The following is a 25285-nucleotide window of genomic DNA, read 5'->3' as shown; positions in this document are numbered from 1 at the left end:
CGCCAGCGGTGGGCGGCGCGGAGCGCACTGACGGCCGCCGGGTTGCAGGTTCGGGGGTCACCAGGGGATGACGCCGTCGTCCTCGAAGAACGAACCGGTCGGGCCGCCGTCGGGCAGCGTGACGAGCCGGATCGCTGTTGCTGCGCCCTGCTCGGGAGTGCGGGGTCCTTGGAAGCCGGTGAAGTCGGTCGCGACCAGGCCCGGGCAGGCGGCGTTGATCAGGATGTTCGTACCGGCGAACTGCCGGGCGTACTGCACGGTGACGGCGTTGAGGAACGACTTCGACGGCGAGTAGGCCGCCATGATGGGGCCGGCCTTGACGTCGGACCTCGCCTGCAGGGTCAGGGAGGCGACGCTGCTGGAGACGTTGACGATGCGTGGCGACGTCGAGCGCCGCAGCAGCGGCAGCATCGCGTTGGTCACCCGGATGACACCGATGACGTTGGTCTCCACGACCGTGCGGACCACGTCGAGGTCGAGAGTGGTCGGGTCCTGCGCCCACCCCGGGCCCGTCTCTCCCGAGATGCCCGCGTTGTTGACCAGGACGTCCAAGCGCCCGGCCTGCCGTTCGACCAGTTCCGCGGCATCGGTGACGCTCTGGTCGCCGGTGACGTCCAGCGGCACCCCGAACGCGTCCACCCCGGCGGCGCGCAGCTTCTCGACGGCGGACTCGCGCCGAGCTTCGTCGCGCGCTCCCACGCCCACGCGGTGCCCGAGGGCGCCGAGACCGGCCGCGATCTCGTACCCGATTCCCTTGTTCGCGCCGGTCACCAGCGCGATCTTCGTTTCGCTCACGCCGTCGATGTTCACTCGCGGACGAGCGGCGCATCCAACACCGATACGGTGCCCTGTCATACCCGGTAGGTATCACCGACGTACGCTGTGGCCATGGACACCTTGGAGACCCGCGAGCTGAGGTACTTCATGGCCGTCGCCGAGGAACTGCACTTCGGCCGCGCCGCCGAGCGCCTGGGCATGGCCCAGCCACCGCTGTCCCGGGCGATCCAGCAGCTCGAACGGCGCCTCGGCGTCTGTCTGCTGGAACGCAACCGCCGCGGCGTCTGTCTGACCGGCGCCGGAGAGGTACTGCTGCACGAGGGCCGCGCAGCCCTCGACGCGATCACCGCCGCCGCTCGCCGCACCCGTCGCGCCGGTGGCGCCGACCGTCCGGGCGGCCCCCGCAACCGCCTGGTGCTGGCAGTGAAGGCCGCCGCGTCTCACGAGCTGCTGCAGAAACTCCTCGACGCCTATGCGGCCGAGCCCGACGCCGCCGAGATCGAGGTACTGCCGAGCGGCACGTGCGAGCAGGGAGAGATGCTGCGCGACGGCCGCGCCGATGTGGCGCTCATGCACGCCCCGTTCAACTCCCTCGCCGGGTTCGACAGCGAGGAACTGCTGACCGAGGGGCAGATCGCCATCCTGCCCGCCGGGCATCCCCTCGCCGCGCACAAGACTCTGTCCCTGGCCGACGTCAGCGACATCCCCGATCTTCCGCTCGCCCGCTGGTCCCGCCACGGCACGTACTCACCCGGCCCTGGCCCCGAGATCCACGACCAGACGCAGCTGGCCCAGCTGATCGCCCTCGGACGCACCGTGGCCGTCTTCCCCGACTCCGCCCGCGCCTGGCTGTGGGCCGAGCACACCGCCGTCCCCCTGACCGACGCACCGCCCGTTGTCACCCACATCGCCTGGCCCGCGCACAGCCGCTCCCTAGCCCTGGCCGGGCTGATCCGCACGGCCACACGGCTGTGACCCTCTCGTGCTGTCCATCGCCGCCGGCCCTCACACTCCACCGCCGCCCGCCCACGGGCACCGCTGTGACTCCGTGTACCGCCGACCTTCGTGCCGGCAGAGGGCGTGCCGGGCCGCCCACGCAACGGGCGGGTCCGCGAAGCCGTCACGGCCCCGCCCTGAGCTACGCGCCAGGCGAAAGATCTCACCGCTCGGCTGTCTTCACCGCACAGTGGTGGCCATGCTGAACCGAGTAGCCGTCCTGTCCGACATTCACGGAGTCCTGCGGTTACGCAGTCCAGGCACACGGCCTGGTCAGCCGACCGAGTCAGGACCTGGACTTTGCGACCGGGCATCCCGCATAGATGGCGGACATCATCGGGGCGCTTGCCGGCGGCCTGCGGGACAGGGGATGGTCGGTCGCCGTTGTCGACACCAGGCCGCTCAAGGCGCGGTTGCTGGTCACCGACCCAGGCAGTCGGGAGGCGTGTGAGGTCGATCTGCTCAAGGAAGCATTGTTCCGGCAGCCCGTGATCATGGATGTTGGCCCGGTGGTCGATCTCGAAGATCTGGTGGCCATGAAGGTGCGTGCGCTGGGGGATCGAGGTCTGCCGCGGGACGTGATCGATGTGCGTGCGGCATGCCAGTACTACTCCGTGGCGGAGCTTGAGCGGCTGGGGCTGCGCGATGAGGCGGAGTTCGACCTGGGGGAGCTGCGTGATCGGTTGGAGAGCGTTGTCTGGGTGAGCGACGAAGAGTTCGCTGCCTATGGGTTGGAATCGCAGGAGATCGCAGAGCTGCGGCATTGGGCGCAGGAGTGGGGGTCCGACCTTGGGCTGCGTCTTGCCGAGGTGTACGAGGATCCCGAATGATCCACGCCTACTCCGAAACCATTGAGAGGCGCTTGAGATCAAGGCTTTGGGCAACCTCCAGGCGCGCTGTCTCCGCGTCGGCCTCGGCGAGGTCCTCGCGCAGTTGCTCAGCCCGGCCCGGAGCGCAGCGGAACGGCAGCGGGAGGTGCTGGTGCATGCGGCAGAGTAACGATGGCGGCCTGACGTCCTGATCAGGGTGTCTCCGCCAGCGGCCACTGGCGCGATGTGTGCACTCCGTGAAGTGGGTTACCACCGGGTACCAAAAGTCTTCGGGCCGGAATACGCTGCGCCCCATGACGGACTCGCAGGCCCCGGTACAGACCGGCACGAACCCCCTCGCCCCCGCCCCCGAGGGCGCCCGCACGGCCGCCGACGTGGTCACGCCGGAGCTGATCGCCCAGCTCACCAAGGGCGTGCCCGGCTCGGGTCGCACCGCCAACCACACGCCGTTCACCGGCGAGAAGCTGGCCGATCTGCCCGAGTCCACCCCCGAGGACGTACAGAAGGCGTTCGAGCAGGCCCGCGCGGCGCAGTCGGTCTGGGCGCAGGTGCCGGTACGGCAGCGGGCCGCCGTACTCCTGAGCTTCCACGACCTGGTGCTGGAGCGTCAGGCCGAAGTTCTCGACCTCATCCAGCTGGAGACGGGCAAGGCCCGGCTGCACGCGCACGAAGAGGTGCAGGCGGTGGCGGTGGCCGCCCGTCACTACGGCAGGAAGGCGTCCTCGTACCTCAGGCCCAAGCGGCACACCGGTGCCGTGCCGACCCTCACCAAGGTCACCGAACTGCGCCAGCCGCGCGGTGTCATCGGGCAGATCGCGCCCTGGAACTACCCCCTGGAGCTCTCGGTCGGCGACGCGCTGCCCGCCCTCGTCGCGGGCAACGCGGTCGTGATGAAGCCCGACACGGAGACCTGCCTGACGGCGCTGTGGGCGCGCGATCTGCTCATCGAGGCGGGTCTGCCGATCGAGGTGTTCCAGGTCGTCATCGGCGACGGCCCGGTCATCGGCCCGGAGATCGTCCGGCACGCCGACTACGTCTCCTTCACCGGCTCGACCCGTACCGGCCGCGAGGTCGCCCAGAGCGCGGCAGGCCGTTTGGTCGGCGTCTCCCTCGAACTCGGCGGCAAGAACGCCATGTTGGTCCTCGAGGACGCCGACATCGAGAAGGCCGCGGCGGGCGCCGTGCGCGCCTGCTTCTCCTCCGCGGGCCAACTGTGCGTCTCCATCGAGCGGTTGTACGTCCACGAGTCCGTCGCCGACGCCTTCCTGGAGCGGTTCGCCACCCGCACCAAGGCGATGCGGCTCGGTACGTCCCTGTCGTACGGCGCCGAGATGGGCTCGCTGGCCGGCGAGCGCCAGCTCGAGGCCGTGACCCGGCACGTCGACGAGGCAGTCGCCAAGGGAGCCAAGCTGGTCGCCGGCGGAGTGGCCCGCCCGGACATAGGCCCGTACTTCTTCGAGCCGACGATCCTCGACGGCGTCGAGGCGCCGATGGCCGTCTGCAATGAAGAGACCTTCGGCCCGGTCGTCTCCATCTATCGCTTCAAGGACGAGGACGAGGCGATCGAGCAGGCCAACTCCACGCCGTACGGCCTGAACGCCTCGGTCTGGACGAGGAACGGCCGCCGCGGCGCCGAGGTCGCCGCCCGGCTGCGCACCGGGACGGTCAACATCAACGAGGGTTACGCGGCCGCGTACGGCAGCCTCCAGTCGCCGATGGGCGGCATGAAGGACTCCGGCCTCGGCCGCCGCCACGGCTCCGAGGGCATCCTCAAGTACACCGAGGCCCAGACGATCGCCCACCAGCGGCTGCTGCCGCTGGCGCCGTCGTTGGGGATGGACGACGAGAAGTACGCGCAGTTCATGAGCCGGAGCCTCCGGGTCATGAAGGCACTCCGGTTCAGGTAAGCGCCCCTTTAGGGGCGCGGGGAACTGCGCGAGCAACCACGACGCGCCCGCAGCGAGGAGACAACATGCGGCAGCCAGACGAGCCCTACGACTACGACGTAATCGTCGTAGGCTCCGGCTTCGGCGGCTCCGTAACCGCCCTGCGCCTGACCGAAAAGGGCTACAGCGTCGGCGTCCTCGAAGCCGGCCGCCGCTTCACCCCCGAGTCGCTCCCCAAGAACTCCTGGGATCTCAAGAACTACCTATGGGCGCCGAAACTCGGCATGTACGGCATCCAGCGCATCCATCTCCTCGGCAACGTCATGGTGCTGGCGGGCGCGGGCGTCGGCGGCGGTTCGCTCAACTACGCCAACACCCTCTACGTACCGCCGAAGCCCTTCTTCGAGGACCCCCAGTGGAAGGACATCACGGACTGGCAGGAGGAGCTGAAGCCGTACTACGACCAGGCGCGGCGCATGCTCGGCGTACGGCTCAACCCGACAATGACGCCGTCCGACGTTCACTTGAAGGCGGCGGCCGAGCGGATGGGCGTGGGCGACACCTTCCATCTGGCGCCGGTCGGCGTCTTCTTCGGTGACGGCGAGGACGCCGACGGGACCGCGAAGGCCGGGCCCGGACAGCAGGTCGACGACCCGTACTTCGGCGGCGCGGGCCCGGCCCGCAAGGCGTGCACCGAGTGCGGGGAGTGCATGACCGGCTGCCGGCACGGCGCGAAGAACTCCCTCGTCGAGAACTACCTGTACCTCGCCGAGAAGGCGGGCGCGGTCGTCCACCCGATGACGACGGTGGTGTCCGTCACCGACGACTCGCAGGGCGGGTACGCCGTCGCCACCCTCCCCACCGACCAGAAACGCAAGGGTGAGGGACGAGTCTTCAGGGCCCGCCGGGTCGTCCTCGCGGCGGGTACGTACGGCACGCAGACCCTGCTGCACCGGATGAAGGAGGGCGGCCAACTCCCGTACCTCTCCGGCAGACTGGGCGATCTGACCCGTACCAACTCCGAGGCCCTGGTCGGCGCGCAGACCGACAACCGGCGCTATCGCAAGGTCACCGGCGCGGCGAAGGTCGACTTCACCCGCGGCGTCGCGATCACCTCCTCGATCCACCCCGACGCGAACACGCACATCGAGCCGGTCCGCTACGGCAAGGGCTCGAACTCGATGGGCGGCCTGTCCATCGTCCAAGTCCCGTACGCGGACGGGTCGTCGAGGGTCCTCGGCTTTCTGTCCCACGCGGCCAGGCATCCGCTGCTCGTACTCCGCTCGCTGTCCAACCGCCGCTGGTCGGAGCGGACGATCATCGGGCTCGTCATGCAGTCGCTCGACAACTCCCTGACGACGTATCTGAAGCCGAAGGGCGCGGGAAAGGGTTTGTTGACGGCTCGTCAGGGACATGGGGCGCCCAATCCCAAGCAGATCAAGGCGGCTTCGGAGGCGGCGTCGGCGATCGCCGCGGAGATCAACGGCTTCGCGGGCAGCAATGTGGGCGAGCTGATGGGCACACCGCTGACGGCCCACTTCCTGGGCGGCTGCCCGATCGGGGCGTCCGCCGACGAGGGCGTCATCGACCCGTACCACCGGCTGTACGGGCACCCGGGCATCTCGGTCGTCGACGGCGCCGCGATCTCCGCGAACCTCGGCGTCAACCCGTCGCTGACCATCACCGCCCAGGCCGAGCGCGCGATGTCGTACTGGCCCAACAAGGGCGAGACGGATCCGCGTCCGGCGCCAGGAGCCGCGTACGAACGCCTGAAGCCGGTCGAACCCCGCTCGCCGGTCGTCCCGCCGGACGCCTTCGGAGCACTGCGACTGCCGTTCCTGGGAATGCCGACGGTGCCGCCGAAGCAGCAAACCTGAGAGATACGACGAAGGACCTGCGCCCCCCTCCGAGCGCAGGTCCTTCGTCGTGTGCGTGAAGCGTTATGCCTTACGCGTCAGCACCGGTCTTACGGCGGCGCACGACGAACACCGCGCCCGCACCCGCGACGACGGCGACACCGCCGACGAGGCCGATCATCGGCAGGGCCGAGCTGGAACCGGTCTCGGCGAGCGAGCCGGAGACGTCCACCGTCTTGGCCTGGGTGATTTCCTTCTTACCGCCGGTCTGCGGCTTGGCCTCGGACGGCTTGCCCGGGTCGGAGCCGGCGGCGAGGATGTCGAAGAAGTAGACCCAGCCGTTCGGGTCGTCGGCGACCCAGCAGCCTTCGTCGTCCGAGTACTGGGCGAAGCCGCCGGTCACGCCGATGGAGTCCGGCACCTTACCGCTGACGCTCAGCCGCAGCTGGTACGAGGTCGACTTGCCGGCCCCGAGCGAGAAGGGGGTGAACGTGCCACCCTCCCCCGCGGCGCCCGCGACCTCCTGCCACGTGCCGGTGGCCTTGTCGAGGACCTGCACGCTGATCTCGCCGGAGTAGTCTTCCGCGTCGTCCCAGCCGAAGGCCGCGACACCGATCATCGGTGCGATGTCCTTGATCTCGTCGTCACCGTTGTTGGAGACGTTGAACGAGAACTTGGTCCAGCCGCTGCCCGAGACAATCGTGTCGGGCAGGCCCGACAGGCCACTCTTCAGGTCGGCGCTGAGCCCGGTGAGGTCGTTGCCGTCCTCGTCGACGCAGAGCTCGGCCTCGTCACCGTCCTCCGGCGCACTCTCGCTGGGGCTCGGAGAGTCCGTCGGCTCAGTGGTCGGAGCCGTCGGGTCGGTTGTCGGAGCCGTCGGGTCGGTCGTCGGAGCCGTGGGGTCGGTTGCCGGAGTCGTCGGGTCCGTCGTCGGGGTCGTCGGGTCCGTGGTCGGAGCCGTGGGGTCCGTGGTCGGAGCCGTCGGGTCGGTCGTCGGGGCCGTGGGCTCCGTGGTGGTGGTCGTCGTGCTCGGACCGTCTGTGGCGAACGCGGCAGGCGCAGACAGCAGCGCGAGCGGGGCTATGACGGCCGTCGCGGCCGCAGCGGCCATGGCACGGCGAAGCTTCATCAAGACCTCGGTGAGTCCGGCGTACCGCGACGTCGCGGTACGAGATGTAGGTGGACGCCCTCCGCGTACGAGACGCGGTGGGGCTGTTGGTTCCGCAAGTGAGACCCGGGAATCCTGTGAATGGTTGTCCTCGATTTCACGGGATTCTTATGTGGGCTGAGTCACATCCATGAACTCCGTACTCGACTTGTGAACTCCCTCGGCCACGGCTTAGAAAGGCTCGTCTGCCCATCGGGGGTGGGCAGTTGACAGGGGGAGAGGCGCGAGCGCCGTGGTCGAAAAGCCGTCCGATGGCCCGCGGGGCTCCGAGGACCCCAAGAGTCCCACTGACGATGAGTGGGAGAAGTTCGTACGGGACAGCGAGCTGGGCATCAGCGCCTCCAACGCGCCCAAGGAGCCCTCCGCGCGAGCCCGCATGGTGACGGAGCGGCTGCGTCAGCAGGACGCGCGGGGCGAGACGCCGCCGGGGTGGCGCACCGGTCCCGCCGTGCAGGGGATGAACGAGCGGCCCGCCCGCCGCGGCAAGCTCTGGGCGATCATCGGCATACCCGTCGCGCTGGCCATCGCCCTGGTCGCCATGAAGCCGTCGCTGCTGCCCGGCGACCCGTTCGGCACGGGCGGTTGGGGCGGTACGGGCACGGAATCCGCGTCCCCGCTGCCCGAGGAGACGGCGCCCCCGTCCGCCGCCCCCTCCGCCGCACCCGGAACGCCCACACTGGACCGGCCGTTCGCCGGATCTCCGGCCGAGCGGTACGCCGACGGGGAAGCCGGAATCGTGCTGCCGGAGGCGGAGCCGGTCGGCTCGTTCAGCAAGGACCAGGTGGGCAGGGCCCTGAAGCAGACCAAGGCCCTGCTCGTCGACGCGAACATCGACCGTAAGACCCTGCTCGGCGGCACCCCCGAGACCGTGCTCGGCACCCTCGACCCCAAGCAGCCCCAGATGGTTTCCGACGTGCGGTCCTGGCTGCGCAAGCCGGACAAGCAGAACAATCCACTGCTGATGTTCAGCCGGTTCGACAAGGACGAGGTGCGGCTCGTCGGCGATGTGGTCAAGACCCGTGGACGTATGAGCTTCGAACGGGACGAGAAGGGGTCGGTCGTCATCCACGCCGACTACACCTTCGTCTACGCGCTGGCCCCGGCCGGCCCGGACTCCACGGAGGTGGCCCGCGTCATCGCGCGCCGCGTCCTCGAGACGGAGCTGGCCGACCCGACGCGCTTCCGGCTCACCCCGGGCAAACTGGTGATCGTCCGCTACGACCAGGATCTCGCCAACACCGGCTGCGGCATCTACGACGGCTACATGCACCCGCGGTTCGACTCGGTCCCCACCAAGGGGACGACGAAGCCGACAGGGCCCAAGGTCGACCCGTACGACCGCAGCCGAGACATCCAGAACTCCGGTACGGAGACATGCGGCACCGCCTCGCGGACCTGACGGGGAAGCGCAGGGCTTCGGGCATGCGAAGGGCCCCGCGGCGGGGGGATCCGCGGGGCCCTTCCCGGTCAGCACCGACGTCAGGGCAGCGCCGGTGCCTGAGGAGCGGCGCCGGGGGGAGCGCCGCTGGTTCGGTGGTGGTGCGGTTGTCTGCCGGTCTTGCGCCCCGGAGCACTTGGCGAGCGCCAGTGGTGTAGACCTTTGGCAGTCGGGCGATGCAATGCGGTTGTCTGCGCTGGGACTCGGGTGTGTTGTTCGATTTGGGACTGCTCTACGCATCGTGCTCGATGGGCGGAGGCCTTCGCAACCGTTTCGACCGCTCTCACACAGATTCGGCCGGTCGGCTCCGGGCGTCCCCGGAGCCGGCCTTCTCTGGTCCGTGACCGGGCTGCTGTCCCCTGCAGTCCGGTCACATCTACTGGAGCGAGGTCCCACGACGCACGTCCGTACGCCTCATCGCTCCAGCGGAGCCACGCGTGGTTTCTTCGGGCCGCCCCTGGCTGGCACGGACACCGACACCAACGAAGCGCGCCACGACGCGGTCACGCGATTTCCGGGGAACCGGCCATGGGTACGTGCGTACGCGGAACTCACATACGGGGATTGGGGATACGGGGAATCGTCGGGGCCTCAGATGCGGCCCCGGCACAGCTCCAGCAAGGTCATCGCCAGCGACGTACCGGGCTTGCCCAGCGCCTCCCTGTAGTGGCCGAGTACCTCCATCTCCCGCGACAGGTTCACGCGTCGGCCGCCGGACGCGATCCGCTCCTCCTGGATCACGGCCGACACGGCCATGCGTTCCTGTACGAGACCGATGATCCGGTCGTCGAGCGCGTCGATCCGCTCCCGCGCACCGCTGATCACGCCGGCCGCCTCATCGGTTCGGGCACCGGTCTTGTCGAGTACGTCACCCATGTCGGGCTCCTCTTCTTCGGCGACGCCCTGGACCGGCAAGCCCCGGAAACGTCAGGCGCCCCGGACCTTGTCGGCCCGGGGCGCCTGGTAAGTCGCTTGTCAGTAGCTCAAGCAGCACGACCATGGCAGCCGGTGGGCCGGTTGCCATAGGTAAAGACGAAGGTCGGGTGCGTGAGCATGGGGGGAGTATGGACCGGGAGGCAGCGGCGGGCCAAGCGGTTCCGGATGCTGAGATGGCTGGGCTTCTCAGCCAGGTCCGGCATCAAGCAGCCCGTCTGGGGCACCCCCAGCGGTAGCCGGGGAAGTTTGAGGACGAGGCCGAAGGTCGATACGGGGTCCGGGGGCGGAGCCCCAGTGACGGCGCCACCACCACCGAGCTCCCCGCTAAACTCGGCCACACAAGCCCTGCTCAACCGCCGGAAGGCAACCCGTGTCATCAGCGACCCCAGCCGTCCCCGACACCGTCCTGGTCGTCGACTTCGGTGCGCAGTACGCCCAGCTCATCGCCCGACGGGTCCGCGAGGCCCGGGTCTACAGCGAGATCGTGCCGAGCACCATGCCGGTCCAGGACATGCTCGCCAAGAACCCGGCGGCGATCATCCTCTCCGGCGGCCCCTCATCGGTGTACGCGGAGGGCGCCCCCCGCCTGGACCGCGAGCTCTTCGAAGCCGGCGTTCCCGTCTTCGGCATGTGCTACGGCTTCCAGCTGATGGCGACGACCCTCGGCGGCACGGTCGACAACACGGGCGCCCGCGAGTACGGCCGTACGCCCCTGCATGTCTCCAAGTCCGGCTCCACTCTCTTCGAGGGCACCCCGGACGAGCAGTCGGTGTGGATGTCGCACGGCGACGCGTGCAGCGCGGCCCCAGAGGGCTTCGCCGTCACCGCCTCCACGGACGTCGTCCCGGTCGCCGCCTTCGAGAACGACGAGAAGAAGCTGTACGGCGTCCAGTACCACCCGGAGGTCATGCACACCACGCACGGCCAGCAGGTGCTCGAGCACTTCCTGTACCGGGGCGCCGGGCTGACCCCGAACTGGACCACCGGCAATGTGATCGAGGAGCAGGTCGCCGCCATTCGCGAGCAGGTCGGCGACAAGCGAGCCATCTGCGGGCTCTCCGGCGGCGTGGACTCCGCCGTCGCCGCCGCCCTCGTACAGAAGGCCATCGGCTCGCAGCTGACCTGCGTGTACGTCGACCACGGTCTGATGCGCAAGGGCGAGACCGAGCAGGTCGAGAAGGACTTCGTCGCGGCCACCGGTGTGCAGCTGAAGGTCGTCGACGCCGAGGAGCGCTTCCTCAAGGCGCTCGCCGGGGTCAGCGACCCCGAGGAGAAGCGGAAGATCATCGGGCGCGAGTTCATCCGGGTCTTCGAGCAGGCGCAGGCGGAGATCATCGCGGACGCGGGCCCCGAGGTCGCCTTCCTCGTGCAGGGCACGCTCTACCCGGACGTTGTCGAGTCCGGCGGCGGCACCGGCACGGCCAACATCAAGTCCCACCACAACGTCGGCGGACTGCCCGAGGACCTCGAGTTCCAGCTGATCGAGCCGCTGCGCAAGCTCTTCAAGGACGAGGTCCGGATGGTCGGCCAGGAGCTGGGCCTGCCGGACGAGATCGTCCAGCGCCAGCCGTTCCCCGGCCCCGGCCTCGGCATCCGTATCGTCGGCGAGGTCACCAAGGAGCGCCTCGACCTGCTCCGCGAGGCCGACGCCATCGCCCGCGAGGAGCTGACCGCGGCCGGCCTCGACCGCGACATCTGGCAGTGCCCGGTCGTGCTGCTCGCGGACGTACGCAGCGTCGGCGTCCAGGGCGACGGCCGGACGTACGGCCATCCGATCGTGCTCCGCCCGGTGTCGAGCGAGGACGCCATGACCGCCGACTGGTCGCGACTGCCGTACGAGGTCCTCGCGAAGATCTCGACCCGGATCACGAACGAGGTCGCGGACGTCAACCGCGTCGTCCTCGACGTGACGAGCAAGCCGCCGGGCACGATCGAGTGGGAGTGACCCTCCAGAGCCGGTGATTCACTCGGTCTGTGGCTCACTCGCGCTTGACGGAGCGCAGCGGTTCGCCGGGCTTCCAGATCTGCACGACCAGGTACGCGTTCTTCTCGACGAAGGTCCGTACGACCTCTGTCAGCTCAGTGCGGAAGAGGTGGAACCCCGGCGGTTCTGCCTCTTCCGGCTTTTCCGTGTACAGCGCGATCGTCTCGGGATCGGTGACCTCGACGGCCCGCCCAGAGATTCGTATGTCGCCGCCCCCCATCTCGGTCCCGGGCCCCGAGTTCGCCTGGAGCGCGAAGCGGGGATCGCGGCGCAGGTCCAGTGCCTTTTGCGAGCCGGGCATCATGCCGAACCACAACTCGCCGTTCTTGAACTGGACTTCGAGCCCTGAGGTGCGCGGCGACCCGTTCTTACGGAGGGTCGCGAGGACGTGGTGCGTGAAGGCACCGAAGCGTTCCTCGGTCAGCTTGGCGAGGTCGGGTTCGGCGGCGGTGAAGGCCGCCCAGTTCGGTGCCCGGCTCGGGTTCGGTTTCGGCGTCATACGACCAGTCTGACGCCGAAACCAGACATCTTGTGTCGCTGTTTTAAGTACGGCTTGTCGCTGTTGATGAGCGGCGAAGATTGACGAAGGGGCGGTGCCCAACGGTTGAGGCGTGGTGTGCCTCAGAGCAGCCCGTGCGCCCTGAGGCGCCGCTCGAGCCGGTCCTTGCGTCCGAGTTCCAGGCGCAGGAAGACCGCGAACACCAGGCCCATCGCGGCGCCGGCGCAGAGCGACGCCCTCCAGCCCACGGGGATCAGCAGCAGCGTCATCAGGGCCGCGCTGGCGGTCATGAAGCCGGCCTTCCGGCGCCAGTCGAGGTCGTCGTCCATGGCGTCGAACTCGATCCGGGCCCTGATCAGCCCGACCGCGGGCGCCGCGTCCGGAAGAGGCCTGAGGGTGCCGGGGCGCATGCCGGGCGTGCGGCCGGCCGCCAGCTTGCTGAGCGCGGCGGTGCTCCGCTCGCGCGCCTCGGGGCGGTTGTCGCGGATCAGGCGGACCTGGAGCGTCTGGCCGTGCCTGTGCGTCTCCCCGTACCGGAATCCGTACTGGACGGCGATATAGGTGAGCGCGGCAAGTCTGCGCGGTGAGCCGCCGAGGTCGTTCAGTACGACGACGTCCCGGGTCGCGATCTGCCGGAGCATGTCGGCGATCCGGCGTTCGGTTCTGTTCATGCCTCCCCTCATCTTGTTCGCCTTTCCTGATGGCCCGGCCGGATTGTGCTTAAGCGGACCGTGCCCGACTGAGCAGTCGGTGCCACTCTCGCAGACACGCAGACACACGACTCGGCACAACGGTTGTGCACTCTCTTCACGAACATCTCTGTTCTCCTGCGCTGACTGACGGTAACTTCCGGGCTGCAAACAAGTCCGTACCTCTGGGCTGGAGGACATATGCACGGGCCCACGCCGCCCCTGCCCCGCCCCACCGAGCAACTGCGCTTCGCCATGCCGCCGATGCACGAGTCGCTCGACGACGAACGGCGGCATCGCAAGGAACGGCTCGCCGGGGCGTTGCGGATCTTCGGGCGGCTCGGTTTCGAGGACGGGGTCTCCGGCCATATCACCGCGCGCGACCCGGAGTTCAGCGACTGCTTCTGGGTAAACCCGTTCGGGATGCCCTTCAAACACGTCACGGTCGGCGATCTTGTCATGGCCAACGGGGAGGGGCAGGTGATCGAGGGGCGCTATCACGTGAACCAGGCGGCGTTCACGGTGCACGCTCAGGTGCATGCCGCCCGCCCGGACGTCGTCGCGGTCGCACACTGTCACTCGGTGCACGGGCGCGCCCTGGCCGCACTCGGCGAACTGCTCGACCCGATCACACAGGAAAGCTGCGCCTTCTACGAAGATCACGCACTGTACGACGCGTACACCGGCGTCGCCGTGGACGCCGAGGAGGGACGGCGGATCGCCACCGCGCTCGGTTCCCGCAAGGCGCTGGTGCTGCGCAACCACGGACTGCTGACCGTCGGCGACTCGGTCGATGCGGCGGCCTGGTGGTTCCTGTCCATGGAACGCTCCGCCCAGGTCCAGCTCACCGCCCGCGCGGCGGGCCGGCCCGTGCTCATCGACCACCGGCAGGCGGTGGCGACCCGCGAGCAACTCGGCGGAGACCTGGTGGCGTGGATCAACTACCAGCCGCTGTGGCAGGACATCAGCCGAAGCGAGCCGGATCTGCTGTCGTGACCTCCGGGTTTCCGGAGCTCAGAAGTCGCGGAGCACGGCGGCCTTCGTCGCCGCGAACTCCTCGTCCGTCAGCACGCCTTCGCGGTGCAGTTCGCCCAACTCCCGCAGGCGGCGCAGGAGTACGTCGTGATTCTCGGCCTGCGGCTCGGTCGGCACCGCGTCCCTGGCCGTCAACGGGAGGCGGGGCGCGTCGGCGGGCAGATACTCGCCGGTGCGGCTGGACGGATGCGGAAGCCGGGCCGTGACCGCGGTGGCGACCAGCGCCGTGAGCAGATCGCGGCGGGCACTGCCCCACAGGTCGAGGGCGAACGGGTCCTTCTCCGGCGGGAGTTTGGAGAACGCCGTCTCGCGCGTCACGAAGCGCAGAAACCCGTCCTCGTAACCGGAGTTGGGCAACCACTCCACCTGAACGAGATCCGGTACGTCGATGATGCGCGGGCCCGTCGCCCGCTTCACCCGGTCCGAGGTGTCGCTCCAGTCGATCCGGACCTGGTTCCCGTCGAACGACACCGTGCCGTCGCTGGACCGTACGGACACCGGCACGGGCGGGCCCGGCAGCAGGTACTCCTTCGCGGGCTCCTTGGGGATCTGCTCGAGGAGCAGTCCCCGGCGTATCTCCTCGGCGACGTACTCGGCGACGCCCGAACGGTCGAGATCCACCGTCAGCCGATACGGGTCCGCCGCGTCGGGAAGCCGGCCACCGGTCGCCTGGAGCAGCGGATCGGCGCCCTCGCGAAGTCTCAGGCGCAGCCGACCGCGCTTGCGTTCGGGCTCGTAGACGACGCTTGCGACCGCTTCGAGCGGCACGGCGATCTCTCCGTACGTCTGCCGGAACAGCGGTACGGAGCGGTGGAGTCCCGGCGTGATCCGGACCGTGTTGCCGTCGAAGGCCCAGGTCCCGTCGCGCTGGATGATCTCGGCCATACGGAAATTCTCGCAGCCGGGTCAACAAGGGGGCGGGGGTTCGATGCCGGTTGGGCGACGGGCCCGCCGGTGGGGGGTTGTGGGGTTCCCGGCCGCTGAGCGGACCTGCCGCGTGGGGGTGCAGTGGCGTACGGCACAATCCCGGTGCTTGGTACTTGCGGTTATGGGTTGGTCCTACGAGTTGGTTCTACGGAGCGGTGCGGGAAGGCGGCAGCGGGCGGTGGCGGTGCAGGAGGCTGGACAGAGCGCGCACGAAGGGGGCTGCACCTGCGGGGACTGTCCGCAGGGGGCGCGCGAAGGGCATCGACGAGCCGTTGCCGCATTCCTTTCCAAGCGGGACGAGTTGGCCTCAGGCCGGGGGCTGCCCGCCGCGGTCGCGCACTCGGCGGGGGCCTCGCGGCAGTGGGTGTCGGACGAGCTGACCCAGTCCGCGGACCTCGTCGCCGAGCGGAGCCGGGCCGAGGGCGAGGCATGGCTGGGGCTGCTGTGGCGGCGTACGGCCCTTGCGGTGGCGGGAGTCGTCGGAGCCCTGCTTGTGGTGCAGGCGCTCACCGCGATCGGGGCGGGCTGGACCGCCGCACGGACCGCCGGCTTCCTCGCCGCGGTCGTCGTGGGCGGGCTGCTCGTCGGGGCGTCGTGGTTCCACCGGGCGCGCGGGGGTGCGCTGGCGCCTGTCATAGGCGAAGACAACCGGCTCTCCACTTCCCGTGCGGTGGCGGCGAGTTGGGTGCTGTTCGTCGTCTACGCCGTGCTGGTACTGGCTGGCCGCCTCGCGGGCGCCTCCTCGCCGGGCGAACGTGACGCGCTGATCTCCGGGCTCGAACTCGCCCGGGCCGCGGGCATCGTCACCGTTCTCGCCGTGGTGTGCGGGATCGCTGTGCTGGTGCGGCGGGTGGTGGGCCTGCGCGTGCTCGGTCAGCGCCTGCAGAAGATACGTGCCGACCGGCCACGTGCCGCCGACCTGCTGACCGACGACTCGGGCCGGGGCAACTTCGCGGACACGCAGTACGTGGTGATCGCCGGCGCCGCACTGGTGTTCGCGGCGGTACGGCTCGCCCGGCGGCCCGAACAGCTGCCGGACCTGCCGTGGGGGCTGGCGCTGGTCGTGCTGGTCTCGGCCGCGACATACGTCGCCGCCAAGTACGCGGAGGGCGGGCGACCGGTGATCCACTCGGTCGTCCGGTCCCGCGAGGCCGGCGACCTGGACGCGCCGATCCGCACCGGGGACGACATCGAGATCCGTGGCGCCGGTTTCGTGCCACCGGGTGCGCACACGGCCGACCGCCTGTCACGGATGGTGGTCCGGATCGGTTCCGTCCACGTCCATGTACCGCTCGTGCCCGTGGCCGGGGGTTTCCGGAATCCGTCCGACGCGGTTCTGACTGTGCCGGTGCCTGCGGATGTGGAGCCAGGGCGGGTGGAGGTGCAGGTGGTCACTGCGGCGGGGGCCGAGACGAACCGGTACGCGATCGATGTGACGGATTGACTCCGTCGGTTGGGCGGGTTGGGTGCGTTGTCGACTGACGGTTCGTAGTGGCTGGTCGCGCCGCCCCGCGGGGTGCCTCCGGCGGTTGGGCGGGTGCGGGTTGTGTGTGGCTGGTCGCGCCCACGCGGCGGAGCCGCAAATTGACACAGCCCCGCGCCCCTTGGGTGCGTGGTGGGTGCGGGGCCGCGGGCCGGTGCGTCAGCCCGTCGCCAACAGGGCATACGGCCCCGTGCTTCCACAGGGCGTAGCTGTGCCCAGACCGAAGCTAAGCGACGGGCATGGGACGCACCGGCCCACGTCCCCTCCCACCGGCGGGAGGGTGCCGGTTTCGTGGGGGCGCGGGCTTTTCGGGTCGCTTGCTCTGTCGGGCCGCGGGAAGTCGCAGGCTTTTTAGGGGCGCGGGGAACTGCGCGACAAGCAACAACGAACCCGCACGTGCCAACGAACCCAACCGCCCCTCCGCCGGAGGCATCCCGCTGGACCGCCGGAGGTAAAAAGTTACGTCCGCGGTTGAGCCGCCCGCCCAAGGGCTACGTATGGTCTGTTGAGGGGCGAACTGTCTCGGTGAGAGGTGGCGGAGTGCGATGGCTCACGGTATGCGGATGGATACGCACTCCGGTTACCTCGACGGCGGAGGCAGAGACTGGCGGGACGCCGCCACCCGGTACGCCCTGCTACCGCTGCGCGTCTTCCTGGGCGTCACCTTCATCTACGCGGGGATCGACAAGCTCACCGACAGCGCGTTCATGTCGGAGGCCGGTTCCGGTTCGATCGGCGACATGATGCGCACGGTGCGCGACTCCTCGGCCATCCCGGAACTCGTCGACCTCTCCCTCAAGAACCCGGTCGGCTTCGCCTACGCCATCGCCCTCGGCGAACTCGCTGTCGGTATCGGCACGCTGATCGGGCTGTTCGCCCGCCTCGCCGCGTTCGGTGGTGCCATGATCTCCCTCAGTCTCTGGCTGACCGTGAGCTGGCCCTCGGACCCGTACTACTACGGCAACGACCTCCCCTACCTGATGGCCTGGCTCCCCCTCGTACTCGCCGGCGCATCGGTGTTCTCGATCGACTCGATGCTGCGCGCACGCCGAAGGCAGCGAGCCGGCACGTACTAGGACTGGTCAGGGCCAGGGCCTCCGGCGATCAGGCCCAGCTCCCGCAGCTCCCGGCCTTCAGCTCTGCGTCGGCGCCTCCCGCGTCTCCCGGGAAGCGAGGCTCTTGCGGTGGTGGCGTATCGCGAGGGTCACCGTGCCCGCCGCTGCCGCCAGGAACAGGCCGCCGGTGACCAGAGGGATCACCGCGTACCAAGGGGTCTCCCAGAGTCCGCCCGCGTCGCCGGCGTAGATGATGCCGGTGAGCGTGAAAAACATGCCCGCTATCAGTCGGCCGGGCTGGAAGTCATGACGTAGCACGGGCCACCTCCGCCTGTCCGACGCCGACCTCGAGGGTGAGGTCGAGCGTGCCGCCGTTCTTGGTGTTGCTCGTGGGCCTGAGGGTCCGTTCCTCGTACTTGCCGGGGGCCACGTCCACGTCCTGCTTTCCGTCGCCGGGGAACTGGATGTCGCCGACGCCCACTTCGACGTTCAGCTTCACGGTCGCGTCCTTGGGCACGACGACCTTGAGCTGGCCCACGCCCACCTCGACGCTTGTCGTCACGGTCTGGCCCTTGGCGAGGGGTATCCGGGTCAGATCGAGTGTGCCGACGCCTGTGCCGAGTTCGTAGGCCGGTCTTACGTCCGCCACCGAGGCCGGTGTCCAGTTCGTGCGCACCCAGTGGGTGCTGATGTCCTTCGGAAGCGCCGCCGAGCAGGCCAGCAGGGCCGCGGTGATGATCGCGAGGAAGACGGACCCCGCCCCCGTACGCCCCAGGAACGCGCTGACCGCTATGCCTGCGCCAAGGACGATGAGGGCGCCCGCCAGGCCGGCCTGGAGGCTGGTGCCCAGCGCGTGTTCCTCCCAGGTCGCGCCGGTGCCGATGGCGCCCGCCAGCAGGGCGAGCAGGAACACCCAGCCGCCGATCCAGCGAGGGCCGCGCGGCTTCTGCTCGCGGGCGCGTATGTCTGGGCGGTAGTTGCCCTGCGCGATGTTCACCGCCGCTGCGATGTCACGGTCCCGGGTGTCACTCGGGCCCCACAGATAGCCCGTGCCTCCTACATATGTGCCGTCCTTGACGATGGGGTCGCGCCACCAGGAGGAGAAGGAGGCGGGGACGGGCGGTGCCTGGGCTTCGGGTGGCGCGTCGGCGACCGCCTGCGCGGCGAGCGGGTCGGGGCCGGGGGCTCCGCGCTGCCGCGACCAGTAACCGGCGCCCGCGAGCACCAGCGCGAGCGTGGTGGCGAAGGTGAGCACCCCGCCGTTGCCCAGCATGGACAGGAACACTCCGCAGCCGACCAGCGCGAAGAGCACGGCCGTCAGCGCCTGGCCGTCCACGCGGCCGGTGAGCAGCTTGCGCAGCTCGTTCTCCTCCTCGTCGTCGTACGCCACGAACAGCCAGGCGAAGCCGTAGAAGATGAGGCCGATGCCGCCGCTCGCCGAGAGCACCGCGAGCCCGATGCGGAAGATCACCGGGTCCATGTCGCACTGCCGCCCGAGCCCCGCGCACACGCCGCCCAGCATCTTGTGCCGCCGGTCGCGCCGGAACTTCTGCGGAACCTCGGGCACGACCGGATCCCCGGGCGCGGGCGGGCCCCCGTGCGCGCGCGGTTCCTCACCCGCGGCGGCCGGGGCGCCGGCGGCGGGCACCTTGTCCCGCGGCCCGGCGGGCGAAGCCTCGTCGGGGCCCGGGCCGGAGCCGGGTCCTGGACCCGTCGCGGCGTGCGTGTGATCTGTCATGTGTCCATGGTGACGGCCGCAGCGGTCCGGCGGCAGTCGGGACGACCCTGGCCGAACCCTGAAATCGTCCCCGAGGCATCGGGCCTTGATCCCCGAGGCGCCCGGTGCTTCGAAGATCAGGGGAGTCTCGGGGGTCGACCCTGATGTCCTGGCCCGCCTCGCGTGTGAATATCGATGACATGCCGGAAGTCGCAGCTGTGCCCGTCGAGGACCCGCGGCCGCCGCGCAAGCTCTACCGCAGCAGCGACGGACGCTGGCTCGGTGGCGTGGCGCGGGGGCTCGCCGGGCATCTCGGGCTGCCTGTGGTCTGGGTGCGGCTGGTCTTCGTCGGACTGTTCATGGCCGAGGGCCTCGGGGCCTTGTTGTATGCCGCGTTCTGGTTCTTCGTGCCGCTCGGCGTCGGAGGCGTGGACACCGGACGGCCTCCGGCCCTGGTCACCGAGACCTCCACCGACGGGCGCCGCAGACTCGTCGCCCGCAAGCCCGACAAGGGCCAGATCGTCGCGCTGCTCGCGATGGTCGTCATCGCCATGATCTTCGTCGGCAATGTGGACCTGAGCGGCGGGGCCAAGCTGTATCTCTGGCCCGTCGTCCTCGTCGGCGCGGGCGTGGCCCTGGTCTGGCGCCAGGCGGACAATGCGCGGCGGGCCCGCTGGGTGGAGGTCGGCCGCCATCGGCGCACGCTGACGCTGGCCCGCTCCGCGGCCGGAGTCCTGCTGGTCACCGTGGGAGTCTCCGGGATATTCGTTCTCCAGGGCTCGGCCGCCCACCTCGGTTCGGTGTTGCAGGCGGCGCTCGCGGTCCTCGTCGGCATAGCGCTGCTCGCCGGCCCCTATCTCGTACGCATGACCCAGGACCTCTCCGAGGAGCGGCTGATGCGTATCCGTGCCCAGGAGCGGGCGGAGGTGGCCGCCCACGTCCACGACTCGGTGCTGCACACCCTGACGTTGATACAGCGGAACGCGGAGAACGCGGGCGAGGTCCGCCGCCTCGCCCGCGCTCAGGAGCGCGACCTGCGTAACTGGCTCTACAAACCGGAGGGCACCGGCAAGGACGAGGCCGACGAGCCGGACACCCTCGCCGAGGCGGTCAGGCGCAGCGCGGCGGAGGTGGAGGACAAGCACGGCGTCCCCATAGAGGTCGTGGTCGTCGGCGACTGCCCGCTCGACGAAAGAATCGGGGCCCAGATGCAGGCCTCGAGGGAAGCGATGGTGAACGCGGCCAAGTACGGTGGCGAGGGCGGCGCGGTGCAGGTCTACGCCGAGGTCGAGGGCAGGACGGTTTTCGTGTCCGTCAGGGACCGCGGCCCCGGCTTCGACCTGGATGCGATACCCGCCGACCGCATGGGCGTCAGAGAATCGATCATCGGCCGCATGGAGCGCAACGGCGGCACGGCCCGGCTGCGCGCCGTACCGGACGGCGGCACGGAGGTCGAGCTGGAGATGGAGAGGGCGGAGACATGAGCGACGCGAACGAGCCGGCCGGGACGGTCGAGCCGGGCGGTGGCGCGACCGGCGCGGGCGCGGCCGACGGCCCTGCCGCGGGCATCGGCGCGGCCGCAGCCGACGCGCCGCAGGCCGCCGCCGAGCCCAACGACTCGACGGCCACGCCCGATTCGGCGGACGCCGGGCCCGGTCGGCGAGTCCGAGTGGTTCTCGTCGACGATCACCGCATGTTCCGTACAGGGGTCCAGGCGGAGATCGGGCAGACCGAGCGGACAGGTGTCGAGGTGGTCGGGGAGGCCGCCGACGTCGACCAGGCCGTCTCGGTCATCACGTCGACCCGGCCCGAGGTCGTCCTCCTCGACGTGCACCTTCCGGGCGGCGGCGGGGTCGAAGTCCTGCGCCGCTGCGCTCCGTTGATGGCGGATGCCGAGCAGCCCGTACGGTTCCTCGCGCTGTCCGTCTCCGACGCCGCCGAGGACGTCATCGGCGTCATCCGGGGCGGCGCGCGAGGCTATGTGACGAAGACGATCACCGGCACGGACCTCGTCAACTCCGTCTTCCGCGTCCAGGACGGCGACGCGGTGTTCTCCCCGCGCCTGGCCGGATTCGTCCTCGACGCCTTCGCCTCCACGGACGCCCCGCCCGTCGACGAGGACCTCGACCGCCTCACCCAACGCGAGCGCGAGGTTCTCCGCCTCATCGCCCGCGGGTACGCGTACAAGGAGATCGCCAAGCAACTGTTCATCTCGGTGAAGACGGTGGAGTCCCATGTTTCAGCGGTCCTCAGAAAGCTCCAACTGTCCAACCGCCACGAGCTGACCCGGTGGGCGACGGCACGACGACTGGTCTGACCCGCCCGGTCGTACGGCGGTTGCGATTAGTTCTTGCGGACGTCACGAGGGTGAAGGAGAGGTATTCGTCGCCGTCAGTCGAGGGCAGGTTGGTGGCGCCCCTTTAGGGGCGCGGGGAACTGCGCGACCAGCCACAACGAACCCGCAGCCGCGACACGCAGTGTCACCCACCACCCCTGGCGGGGGCCTGGGGCACAGCCCCAGGGATGGGACGGGAAGGGGCGGCGGGGGCGACGAAACAACCTCACACCACCCGCGCGGCGCCCGCAAACGGCATCTCATCAAGCGAAGCGACCCGCACCGGCGCCGAAGGATTGGGCGCATGGATCATCTGCCCGTTGCCCACATAAAGCCCCACATGACTGATGCTCGAGTAGAAGAACACCAGGTCCCCAGGCCGGAGATCGCCACGCGAAACCCGCTCCCCAGCCTCGATCTGGTCATAAGTCGTCCGAGGCAGCGAAATCCCCGCAGAGCGATACGCGGCCTGCATGAGCCCCGAGCAGTCAAAGGCATCGGGCCCGGTGGCCCCCCACACATACGGGCTGCCGAGCTTCTCGTACGCGTACGAGACGGCAGCCGCAGCCCGCGAGTTGGGAGCCCCAACAGCCGAGCCCGGATCCGGCGAGTCGGAGGAGCGCGAGGCGCGAGCCGTGGCGGCGTCGTCCGTGCCGATCCGCGCACGCTGTTCGTCCGTCAGCCGGGACAGAAGCCGCCGAGCCTCGCCGAGCTTCCCGGTCACCGTCTTCTTGTGCCGGTTCTGCGCCGCCTGCTGGGACTTGAGCGAGGCCAGCTCGACATGGGCGGCCCCGCGCAACTGCTCGATCTCCCGCAGCTGGCCCCGTACGCGCGAAACGGTCGAGGCCTGCCGACTGCCGGCGCGCTCGGCGAACGCGGCCTCGTCCAAGTACTGATCGGGCTGCGAGGAGAGGAAGAGCCGCAGCGCCGGGTCGATGCCCCCATCCCGATACTGCGCGGCAGCCACTGAACCCAGTGCATCCCGCTCGGAGTTGAGCCGCTCCGTCCGGCGGGCGGCCTCGTCCTGGAGGGAGTCCACCCGGGCCTCCGCCTTGTCGGCCTTCTCCTTCGCCCCGTTGTACTTCTCGGTGGCGACCTCCGCCTCCTGGTACAACTTGTCGACCTTCGCCCGCACCTGCTCCGGCGTCAGCCGCGGCTCGGCGTAACCCGCCCCGTCGAATGAGGTTGCGCTCGCCGCGCCCGCCAGGGCGATCGTGAAGGCGGTACGGGCCGTATTGCCACTGAGCGAGCGCTGTCTTGGCTTGCGGTGCGCTGCCACCTGGACACACTTCCTTCCCGAACGGGCCGGTCACGCGTCCGGCGGCGGCCCGCACAGGGGGAGCGGACCGCCGCCGGATCTTCTCGGCGGTGATGTCCGGCTGCCGCCCCTGGTCCGGACGGCGGGTGGGGAGCCGGTCACCTGGGGAAGGACGCTAAACCTGAGCGTGCGCGCCTGGTAACGGCATGTACGGAACTGTCGGCACTGCGCCGCATGGTGACCGTATGTGACCGTAATTCCGGCCTGGAGTCGTCAAGTTGACGCGGGGTGTTGACCGATGCCGGGGTCGTAGAGGTCCGAGCGGCGCGGCGGTGCTATGTGGGGCCCGTCAGCGTCCGTCAGCGTCCGTCAGCGTCCGTCAGGGCCCGTCAGAGCCCGTACGGCGCCCCCAGGGGCCGGGGGCAGTGTGAGGCCGTATGCGAGCCCCCGGTTAGGCTCCGGCCTCATGGACGTACTCATCCATCTCTTCGTCGCCCTGCACATCATCGGCATCGCCGCACTCCTCGGCGGCTTTCTCACCCAGATGAAGGCGATGGGCGAGGGCACGGCCCGCTTCGGCCCCGCGATGCTCCACGGCGCGTTCACCATGCTCGTCACGGGCGTGATCCTCGTCGGCCTCAACCAGGCCGACGACCAGACGGTCAACAACATCAAGATCGGCGTCAAGCTGGCGCTGCTGATCGTGATCCTGGGCCTCGTGTATGTGAAGCGGGACGAGGAGAAGGTGGACAAGGGCTCGTTCGGGCTGGTCGGCGGGCTGACCACCGCGAACGTCTTCATCGCTGTGCTCTGGACCTGACGGCCCGAAGAGCCGCGAAAACGGCCTCATGGAGAGCCTCGAAAAAACGGCCTCATGAAGAGCGCCAAAACCCCAAAAACAGCTCACGCGCGCGTGCACCCCGAAATGGGGTCCACGCGCGCGTGCGTCACGCCGGACGGACCACGCTGTGGACCGGCATGTAGTAGATCGACTCCTCGCGGACGTACGCACCGGGCTTCGGGGCGTGGATCATCATGCCGTCGCCGAGGTAGAGGCCGACGTGGCTGATGTCGTCGTAGAAGAAGACGAGGTCCCCGGGCTGGGCGCTGGCGACCGAGACCTGGGTGCCGGTCTTGACCTGGTCCCACGTGGTGCGCGGGAGGGTGACGCCGGCGGCCTTCCAGGCGGCCTGGGTGAGGCCTGAGCAGTCGTAGGAGTCCGGTCCTGAGGCGCCCCAGACGTACGGCTTGCCGGTCTGGGAACGGGCGAAGGCGAGCGCCTTCTCCCCCTTGGCGGTCGAGGCGCCCGCGGAAGTGCCCGTGCCGGCCGAGGTCCCCGCGCCGGTGGAAGGCGCGGGAGCCGGCTGGGCCTGCTGCTGTTGGCGGCGCTGCTCCTCCGCGGCCTGCTGCCGCGCCAGTTCCTCCGCCTTGCGCTGGGCCTCCTCGCGCTGCTCCCGCTCGATCGCCGCGAGCCGGGCCTTCTCCTCGGCGGTCAGCTGCGAGAGCAACTGGCGCGCCTCGGCGAGCTTCCGCTGAACCGTCGCCTTGGACGACTTCAGGGTGTTCTCGGTCTGGGTGAGCCCCTGAAGGCTCTCGGAGGCCTCCTGACGCTTCTCCGCCATCTGGGACTGCTGCGTCGCGTAGTCGTCGACGGCCTGCTGCTGGCGGCTGGTCAGCCGGTCCATCAGCTGGTTCTGGTCGAAGTAGTCCTGCGGGTTGTCCGCGAGCAGCATGGCGGCGGTGTCAGGGGCGGCGGTGCCCGTGCGGTACTGCGCGGTGGCGAACGTACCGAGTTCCTCGCGCGCCTCGTTGAGCTTCTGCGTGCGGGAAGCGACGTCGTCAAGGAGGTTGTCGACCTTCTTGCGCTGCTTGCTGGTCTTCTCCTTGGCGCCGTTGTACTTCTCGGTCGCCGTCTCCGCCTGCGCGTAGAGGTCGTCGACCTTCTTCTGTACTTCGTCGAGGCTGGGCTTCGGCTCCGCGGAGGGCGAGGCGTTCGCGGTCTGCGACAGGAGGGCCACCGAGGTGAGAGCGGCGGTGGCGAGGGCAGGGGTCCGTATGCCCTTGGGACTGGACGACCGCGCTTTGCGGTGTGGCGCCACGAAGGCGACTCCTTCCGTGCTCCGCCTACCGAGTTAGCTGTCGGGTTCGGGCGTGTGCTTCGGAAGGTTTGCCCTACGGTCCTTGTCCCTAAGGGAGTTGGACCGATTCACCCCAAGGTCGGTGGGTCCCCGGCTCCGGGTGGCCACAAGGGCGTACCGGACTCGGCGGGAGCCGCACGGCCCGGCGACGTTCGCCGGTGGGGGTCGAGCGGCCCACTGCGAAAGCTAACCAACTCGTGTGGCTCCTGTGAAGGTTGATGTGCGAATTGTCCGATACGTTTTCGTGACCTTAGCCTCAGGCGTCATGATCCGTCGCC

The 25285-nt window shown here is 69.6% G+C and carries 23 protein-coding genes and 1 riboswitch; of the genes, 12 read left to right on the top strand and 11 right to left on the bottom strand.

Features of this window, described 5'->3' with window-relative positions:
* Nucleotides 1-57 precede the first annotated feature (57 nt).
* Nucleotides 58-795, bottom strand: coding sequence for an SDR family oxidoreductase (locus OHT21_RS17240; RefSeq protein ID WP_328769210.1), 738 nt, complete (start codon nucleotides 793-795; stop codon nucleotides 58-60).
* Between the two features lie 93 nt (nucleotides 796-888).
* Here OHT21_RS17240 and OHT21_RS17235 point away from each other — a divergent pair, with 93 nt between their 5' ends.
* Both OHT21_RS17235 and OHT21_RS17230 read left to right on the top strand, forming a co-directional pair.
* Nucleotides 889-1752, top strand: coding sequence for a LysR family transcriptional regulator (locus OHT21_RS17235; RefSeq protein WP_328769209.1), 864 nt, complete (start codon nucleotides 889-891; stop codon nucleotides 1750-1752).
* Between the two features lie 344 nt (nucleotides 1753-2096).
* A complete protein-coding gene (locus OHT21_RS17230) occupies nucleotides 2097-2603 on the top strand; it encodes a nucleotidyl transferase AbiEii/AbiGii toxin family protein (RefSeq protein WP_328769208.1) in 507 nt (168 codons plus the stop codon).
* Between the two features lie 7 nt (nucleotides 2604-2610).
* Here the strand turns inward: OHT21_RS17230 and OHT21_RS17225 are convergent, their stop codons facing one another.
* On the bottom strand, nucleotides 2611-2760 hold the full coding sequence (locus OHT21_RS17225) for a hypothetical protein (RefSeq protein WP_328769207.1): 150 nt from the start codon (nucleotides 2758-2760) through the stop codon (nucleotides 2611-2613).
* Between the two features lie 136 nt (nucleotides 2761-2896).
* Here OHT21_RS17225 and OHT21_RS17220 point away from each other — a divergent pair, with 136 nt between their 5' ends.
* A complete protein-coding gene (locus OHT21_RS17220; protein WP_328769206.1) occupies nucleotides 2897-4510 on the top strand; it encodes a succinic semialdehyde dehydrogenase in 1614 nt (537 codons plus the stop codon).
* A 65-nt stretch (nucleotides 4511-4575) separates the two neighbouring features.
* On the top strand, nucleotides 4576-6366 hold the full coding sequence (locus OHT21_RS17215; protein ID WP_328769205.1) for a GMC family oxidoreductase: 1791 nt from the start codon (nucleotides 4576-4578) through the stop codon (nucleotides 6364-6366).
* Nucleotides 6367-6436: 70 nt separating this feature from the next.
* Here the strand turns inward: OHT21_RS17215 and OHT21_RS17210 are convergent, their stop codons facing one another.
* On the bottom strand, nucleotides 6437-7474 hold the full coding sequence (locus OHT21_RS17210) for an LAETG motif-containing sortase-dependent surface protein (protein ID WP_328769204.1): 1038 nt from the start codon (nucleotides 7472-7474) through the stop codon (nucleotides 6437-6439).
* 271 nt (nucleotides 7475-7745) lie between these two features.
* Here OHT21_RS17210 and OHT21_RS17205 point away from each other — a divergent pair, with 271 nt between their 5' ends.
* Entirely contained in the window at nucleotides 7746-8912 is a 1167-nt protein-coding gene (locus tag OHT21_RS17205; protein ID WP_328769203.1) for a hypothetical protein, read from the top strand.
* Between the two features lie 630 nt (nucleotides 8913-9542).
* Here the strand turns inward: OHT21_RS17205 and OHT21_RS17200 are convergent.
* The gene (locus tag OHT21_RS17200; RefSeq protein WP_328769202.1) at nucleotides 9543-9827 is read right to left on the bottom strand and encodes a chorismate mutase; all 285 of its coding nucleotides are present in this window, start codon (nucleotides 9825-9827) and stop codon (nucleotides 9543-9545) included.
* A gap of 430 nt (nucleotides 9828-10257) precedes the next feature.
* Between OHT21_RS17200 and guaA the strand changes: the two genes are divergently transcribed.
* Nucleotides 10258-11832 (top strand): glutamine-hydrolyzing GMP synthase, encoded by a 1575-nt coding sequence (gene guaA, locus OHT21_RS17195; RefSeq protein ID WP_328769201.1) that lies wholly within the window; start codon nucleotides 10258-10260, stop codon nucleotides 11830-11832.
* 34 nt (nucleotides 11833-11866) lie between these two features.
* Here the strand turns inward: guaA and OHT21_RS17190 are convergent, their stop codons facing one another.
* On the bottom strand, nucleotides 11867-12370 hold the full coding sequence (locus tag OHT21_RS17190) for a pyridoxamine 5'-phosphate oxidase family protein (protein ID WP_328769200.1): 504 nt from the start codon (nucleotides 12368-12370) through the stop codon (nucleotides 11867-11869).
* A 122-nt stretch (nucleotides 12371-12492) separates the two neighbouring features.
* Complete coding sequence (locus OHT21_RS17185) at nucleotides 12493-13041, bottom strand: hypothetical protein (RefSeq protein ID WP_328769199.1); 549 nt, start codon at nucleotides 13039-13041, stop codon at nucleotides 12493-12495.
* Nucleotides 13042-13260: 219 nt separating this feature from the next.
* Between OHT21_RS17185 and OHT21_RS17180 the strand changes: the two genes are divergently transcribed.
* On the top strand, nucleotides 13261-14055 hold the full coding sequence (locus OHT21_RS17180; RefSeq protein WP_328769198.1) for a class II aldolase/adducin family protein: 795 nt from the start codon (nucleotides 13261-13263) through the stop codon (nucleotides 14053-14055).
* A gap of 18 nt (nucleotides 14056-14073) precedes the next feature.
* Here the strand turns inward: OHT21_RS17180 and OHT21_RS17175 are convergent, their stop codons facing one another.
* Nucleotides 14074-14979: a DUF4429 domain-containing protein gene (locus tag OHT21_RS17175; protein ID WP_328769197.1), complete on the bottom strand. Its 906-nt coding sequence runs from the start codon at nucleotides 14977-14979 to the stop codon at nucleotides 14074-14076.
* A gap of 220 nt (nucleotides 14980-15199) precedes the next feature.
* On the opposite strand from OHT21_RS17175, the gene OHT21_RS17170 reads away from it, so the two are divergent.
* Together OHT21_RS17170 and OHT21_RS17165 are read left to right on the top strand one after the other, a co-directional pair.
* On the top strand, nucleotides 15200-16465 hold the full coding sequence (locus OHT21_RS17170; protein ID WP_328769196.1) for a hypothetical protein: 1266 nt from the start codon (nucleotides 15200-15202) through the stop codon (nucleotides 16463-16465).
* A gap of 584 nt (nucleotides 16466-17049) precedes the next feature.
* Nucleotides 17050-17580 (top strand): DoxX family protein, encoded by a 531-nt coding sequence (locus OHT21_RS17165; protein WP_328769195.1) that lies wholly within the window; start codon nucleotides 17050-17052, stop codon nucleotides 17578-17580.
* A 57-nt stretch (nucleotides 17581-17637) separates the two neighbouring features.
* Here the strand turns inward: OHT21_RS17165 and OHT21_RS17160 are convergent, their stop codons facing one another.
* Nucleotides 17638-17877 (bottom strand): hypothetical protein, encoded by a 240-nt coding sequence (locus tag OHT21_RS17160; protein ID WP_328769194.1) that lies wholly within the window; start codon nucleotides 17875-17877, stop codon nucleotides 17638-17640.
* Complete coding sequence (locus OHT21_RS17155; RefSeq protein WP_328769193.1) at nucleotides 17864-19297, bottom strand: PspC domain-containing protein; 1434 nt, start codon at nucleotides 19295-19297, stop codon at nucleotides 17864-17866. The genes OHT21_RS17160 and OHT21_RS17155 overlap by 14 nt, the downstream gene beginning before the upstream one ends.
* A gap of 179 nt (nucleotides 19298-19476) precedes the next feature.
* Here OHT21_RS17155 and OHT21_RS17150 point away from each other — a divergent pair, with 179 nt between their 5' ends.
* Nucleotides 19477-20760 carry an ATP-binding protein gene (locus OHT21_RS17150; RefSeq protein ID WP_328769192.1) on the top strand — a complete coding sequence of 428 codons (1284 nt, stop codon included), beginning with the start codon at nucleotides 19477-19479 and terminating at the stop codon, nucleotides 20758-20760.
* Complete coding sequence (locus OHT21_RS17145) at nucleotides 20757-21593, top strand: response regulator transcription factor (protein WP_328769191.1); 837 nt, start codon at nucleotides 20757-20759, stop codon at nucleotides 21591-21593. Before OHT21_RS17150 ends, OHT21_RS17145 begins: the two co-directional genes overlap by 4 nt.
* Before the next feature lie 244 nt (nucleotides 21594-21837).
* Here OHT21_RS17145 and OHT21_RS17140 read toward each other — a convergent pair whose 3' ends face one another.
* A complete protein-coding gene (locus OHT21_RS17140; protein ID WP_328769190.1) occupies nucleotides 21838-22890 on the bottom strand; it encodes a C40 family peptidase in 1053 nt (350 codons plus the stop codon).
* A 445-nt stretch (nucleotides 22891-23335) separates the two neighbouring features.
* On the opposite strand from OHT21_RS17140, the gene OHT21_RS17135 reads away from it, so the two are divergent.
* Nucleotides 23336-23689, top strand: coding sequence for a hypothetical protein (locus tag OHT21_RS17135; RefSeq protein ID WP_328769189.1), 354 nt, complete (start codon nucleotides 23336-23338; stop codon nucleotides 23687-23689).
* Between the two features lie 127 nt (nucleotides 23690-23816).
* Here OHT21_RS17135 and OHT21_RS17130 read toward each other — a convergent pair whose 3' ends face one another.
* Complete coding sequence (locus OHT21_RS17130) at nucleotides 23817-24968, bottom strand: C40 family peptidase (RefSeq protein ID WP_328769188.1); 1152 nt, start codon at nucleotides 24966-24968, stop codon at nucleotides 23817-23819.
* 7 nt (nucleotides 24969-24975) lie between these two features.
* Nucleotides 24976-25146, bottom strand: a riboswitch (cyclic di-AMP (ydaO/yuaA leader).
* Nucleotides 25147-25285 lie beyond the last annotated feature (139 nt).

Origin of the sequence: Streptomyces sp. NBC_00286 (assembly GCF_036173125.1) — a bacterium.
Taxonomy (GTDB): domain Bacteria; phylum Actinomycetota; class Actinomycetes; order Streptomycetales; family Streptomycetaceae; genus Streptomyces.
This window is presented reverse-complemented; position numbering and strand designations above follow the sequence as displayed.

Excerpts from the sequence above, each read along its gene's own strand:
- OHT21_RS17225 (WP_328769207.1), bottom strand. The coding sequence starts at position 2,760 with ATGCACCAGCACCTCCCGCTGCCGTTCCGCTGCGCTCCGGGCCGGGCT.
- OHT21_RS17155 (WP_328769193.1), bottom strand. The coding sequence starts at position 19,297 with ATGACAGATCACACGCACGCCGCGACGGGTCCAGGACCCGGCTCCGGC.
- OHT21_RS17235 (WP_328769209.1), top strand. The coding sequence starts at position 889 with ATGGACACCTTGGAGACCCGCGAGCTGAGGTACTTCATGGCCGTCGCC.
- OHT21_RS17165 (WP_328769195.1), top strand. The coding sequence starts at position 17,050 with ATGGCTCACGGTATGCGGATGGATACGCACTCCGGTTACCTCGACGGC.
- OHT21_RS17135 (WP_328769189.1), top strand. The coding sequence starts at position 23,336 with ATGGACGTACTCATCCATCTCTTCGTCGCCCTGCACATCATCGGCATC.
- OHT21_RS17180 (WP_328769198.1), top strand. The coding sequence starts at position 13,261 with ATGCACGGGCCCACGCCGCCCCTGCCCCGCCCCACCGAGCAACTGCGC.
- OHT21_RS17145 (WP_328769191.1), top strand. The coding sequence starts at position 20,757 with ATGAGCGACGCGAACGAGCCGGCCGGGACGGTCGAGCCGGGCGGTGGC.
- OHT21_RS17200 (WP_328769202.1), bottom strand. The coding sequence starts at position 9,827 with ATGGGTGACGTACTCGACAAGACCGGTGCCCGAACCGATGAGGCGGCC.
- OHT21_RS17190 (WP_328769200.1), bottom strand. The coding sequence starts at position 12,370 with ATGACGCCGAAACCGAACCCGAGCCGGGCACCGAACTGGGCGGCCTTC.
- OHT21_RS17230 (WP_328769208.1), top strand. The coding sequence starts at position 2,097 with ATGGCGGACATCATCGGGGCGCTTGCCGGCGGCCTGCGGGACAGGGGA.
- OHT21_RS17215 (WP_328769205.1), top strand. The coding sequence starts at position 4,576 with ATGCGGCAGCCAGACGAGCCCTACGACTACGACGTAATCGTCGTAGGC.
- OHT21_RS17220 (WP_328769206.1), top strand. The coding sequence starts at position 2,897 with ATGACGGACTCGCAGGCCCCGGTACAGACCGGCACGAACCCCCTCGCC.
- OHT21_RS17175 (WP_328769197.1), bottom strand. The coding sequence starts at position 14,979 with ATGGCCGAGATCATCCAGCGCGACGGGACCTGGGCCTTCGACGGCAAC.
- OHT21_RS17210 (WP_328769204.1), bottom strand. The coding sequence starts at position 7,474 with ATGAAGCTTCGCCGTGCCATGGCCGCTGCGGCCGCGACGGCCGTCATA.
- OHT21_RS17185 (WP_328769199.1), bottom strand. The coding sequence starts at position 13,041 with ATGAACAGAACCGAACGCCGGATCGCCGACATGCTCCGGCAGATCGCG.
- OHT21_RS17150 (WP_328769192.1), top strand. The coding sequence starts at position 19,477 with ATGCCGGAAGTCGCAGCTGTGCCCGTCGAGGACCCGCGGCCGCCGCGC.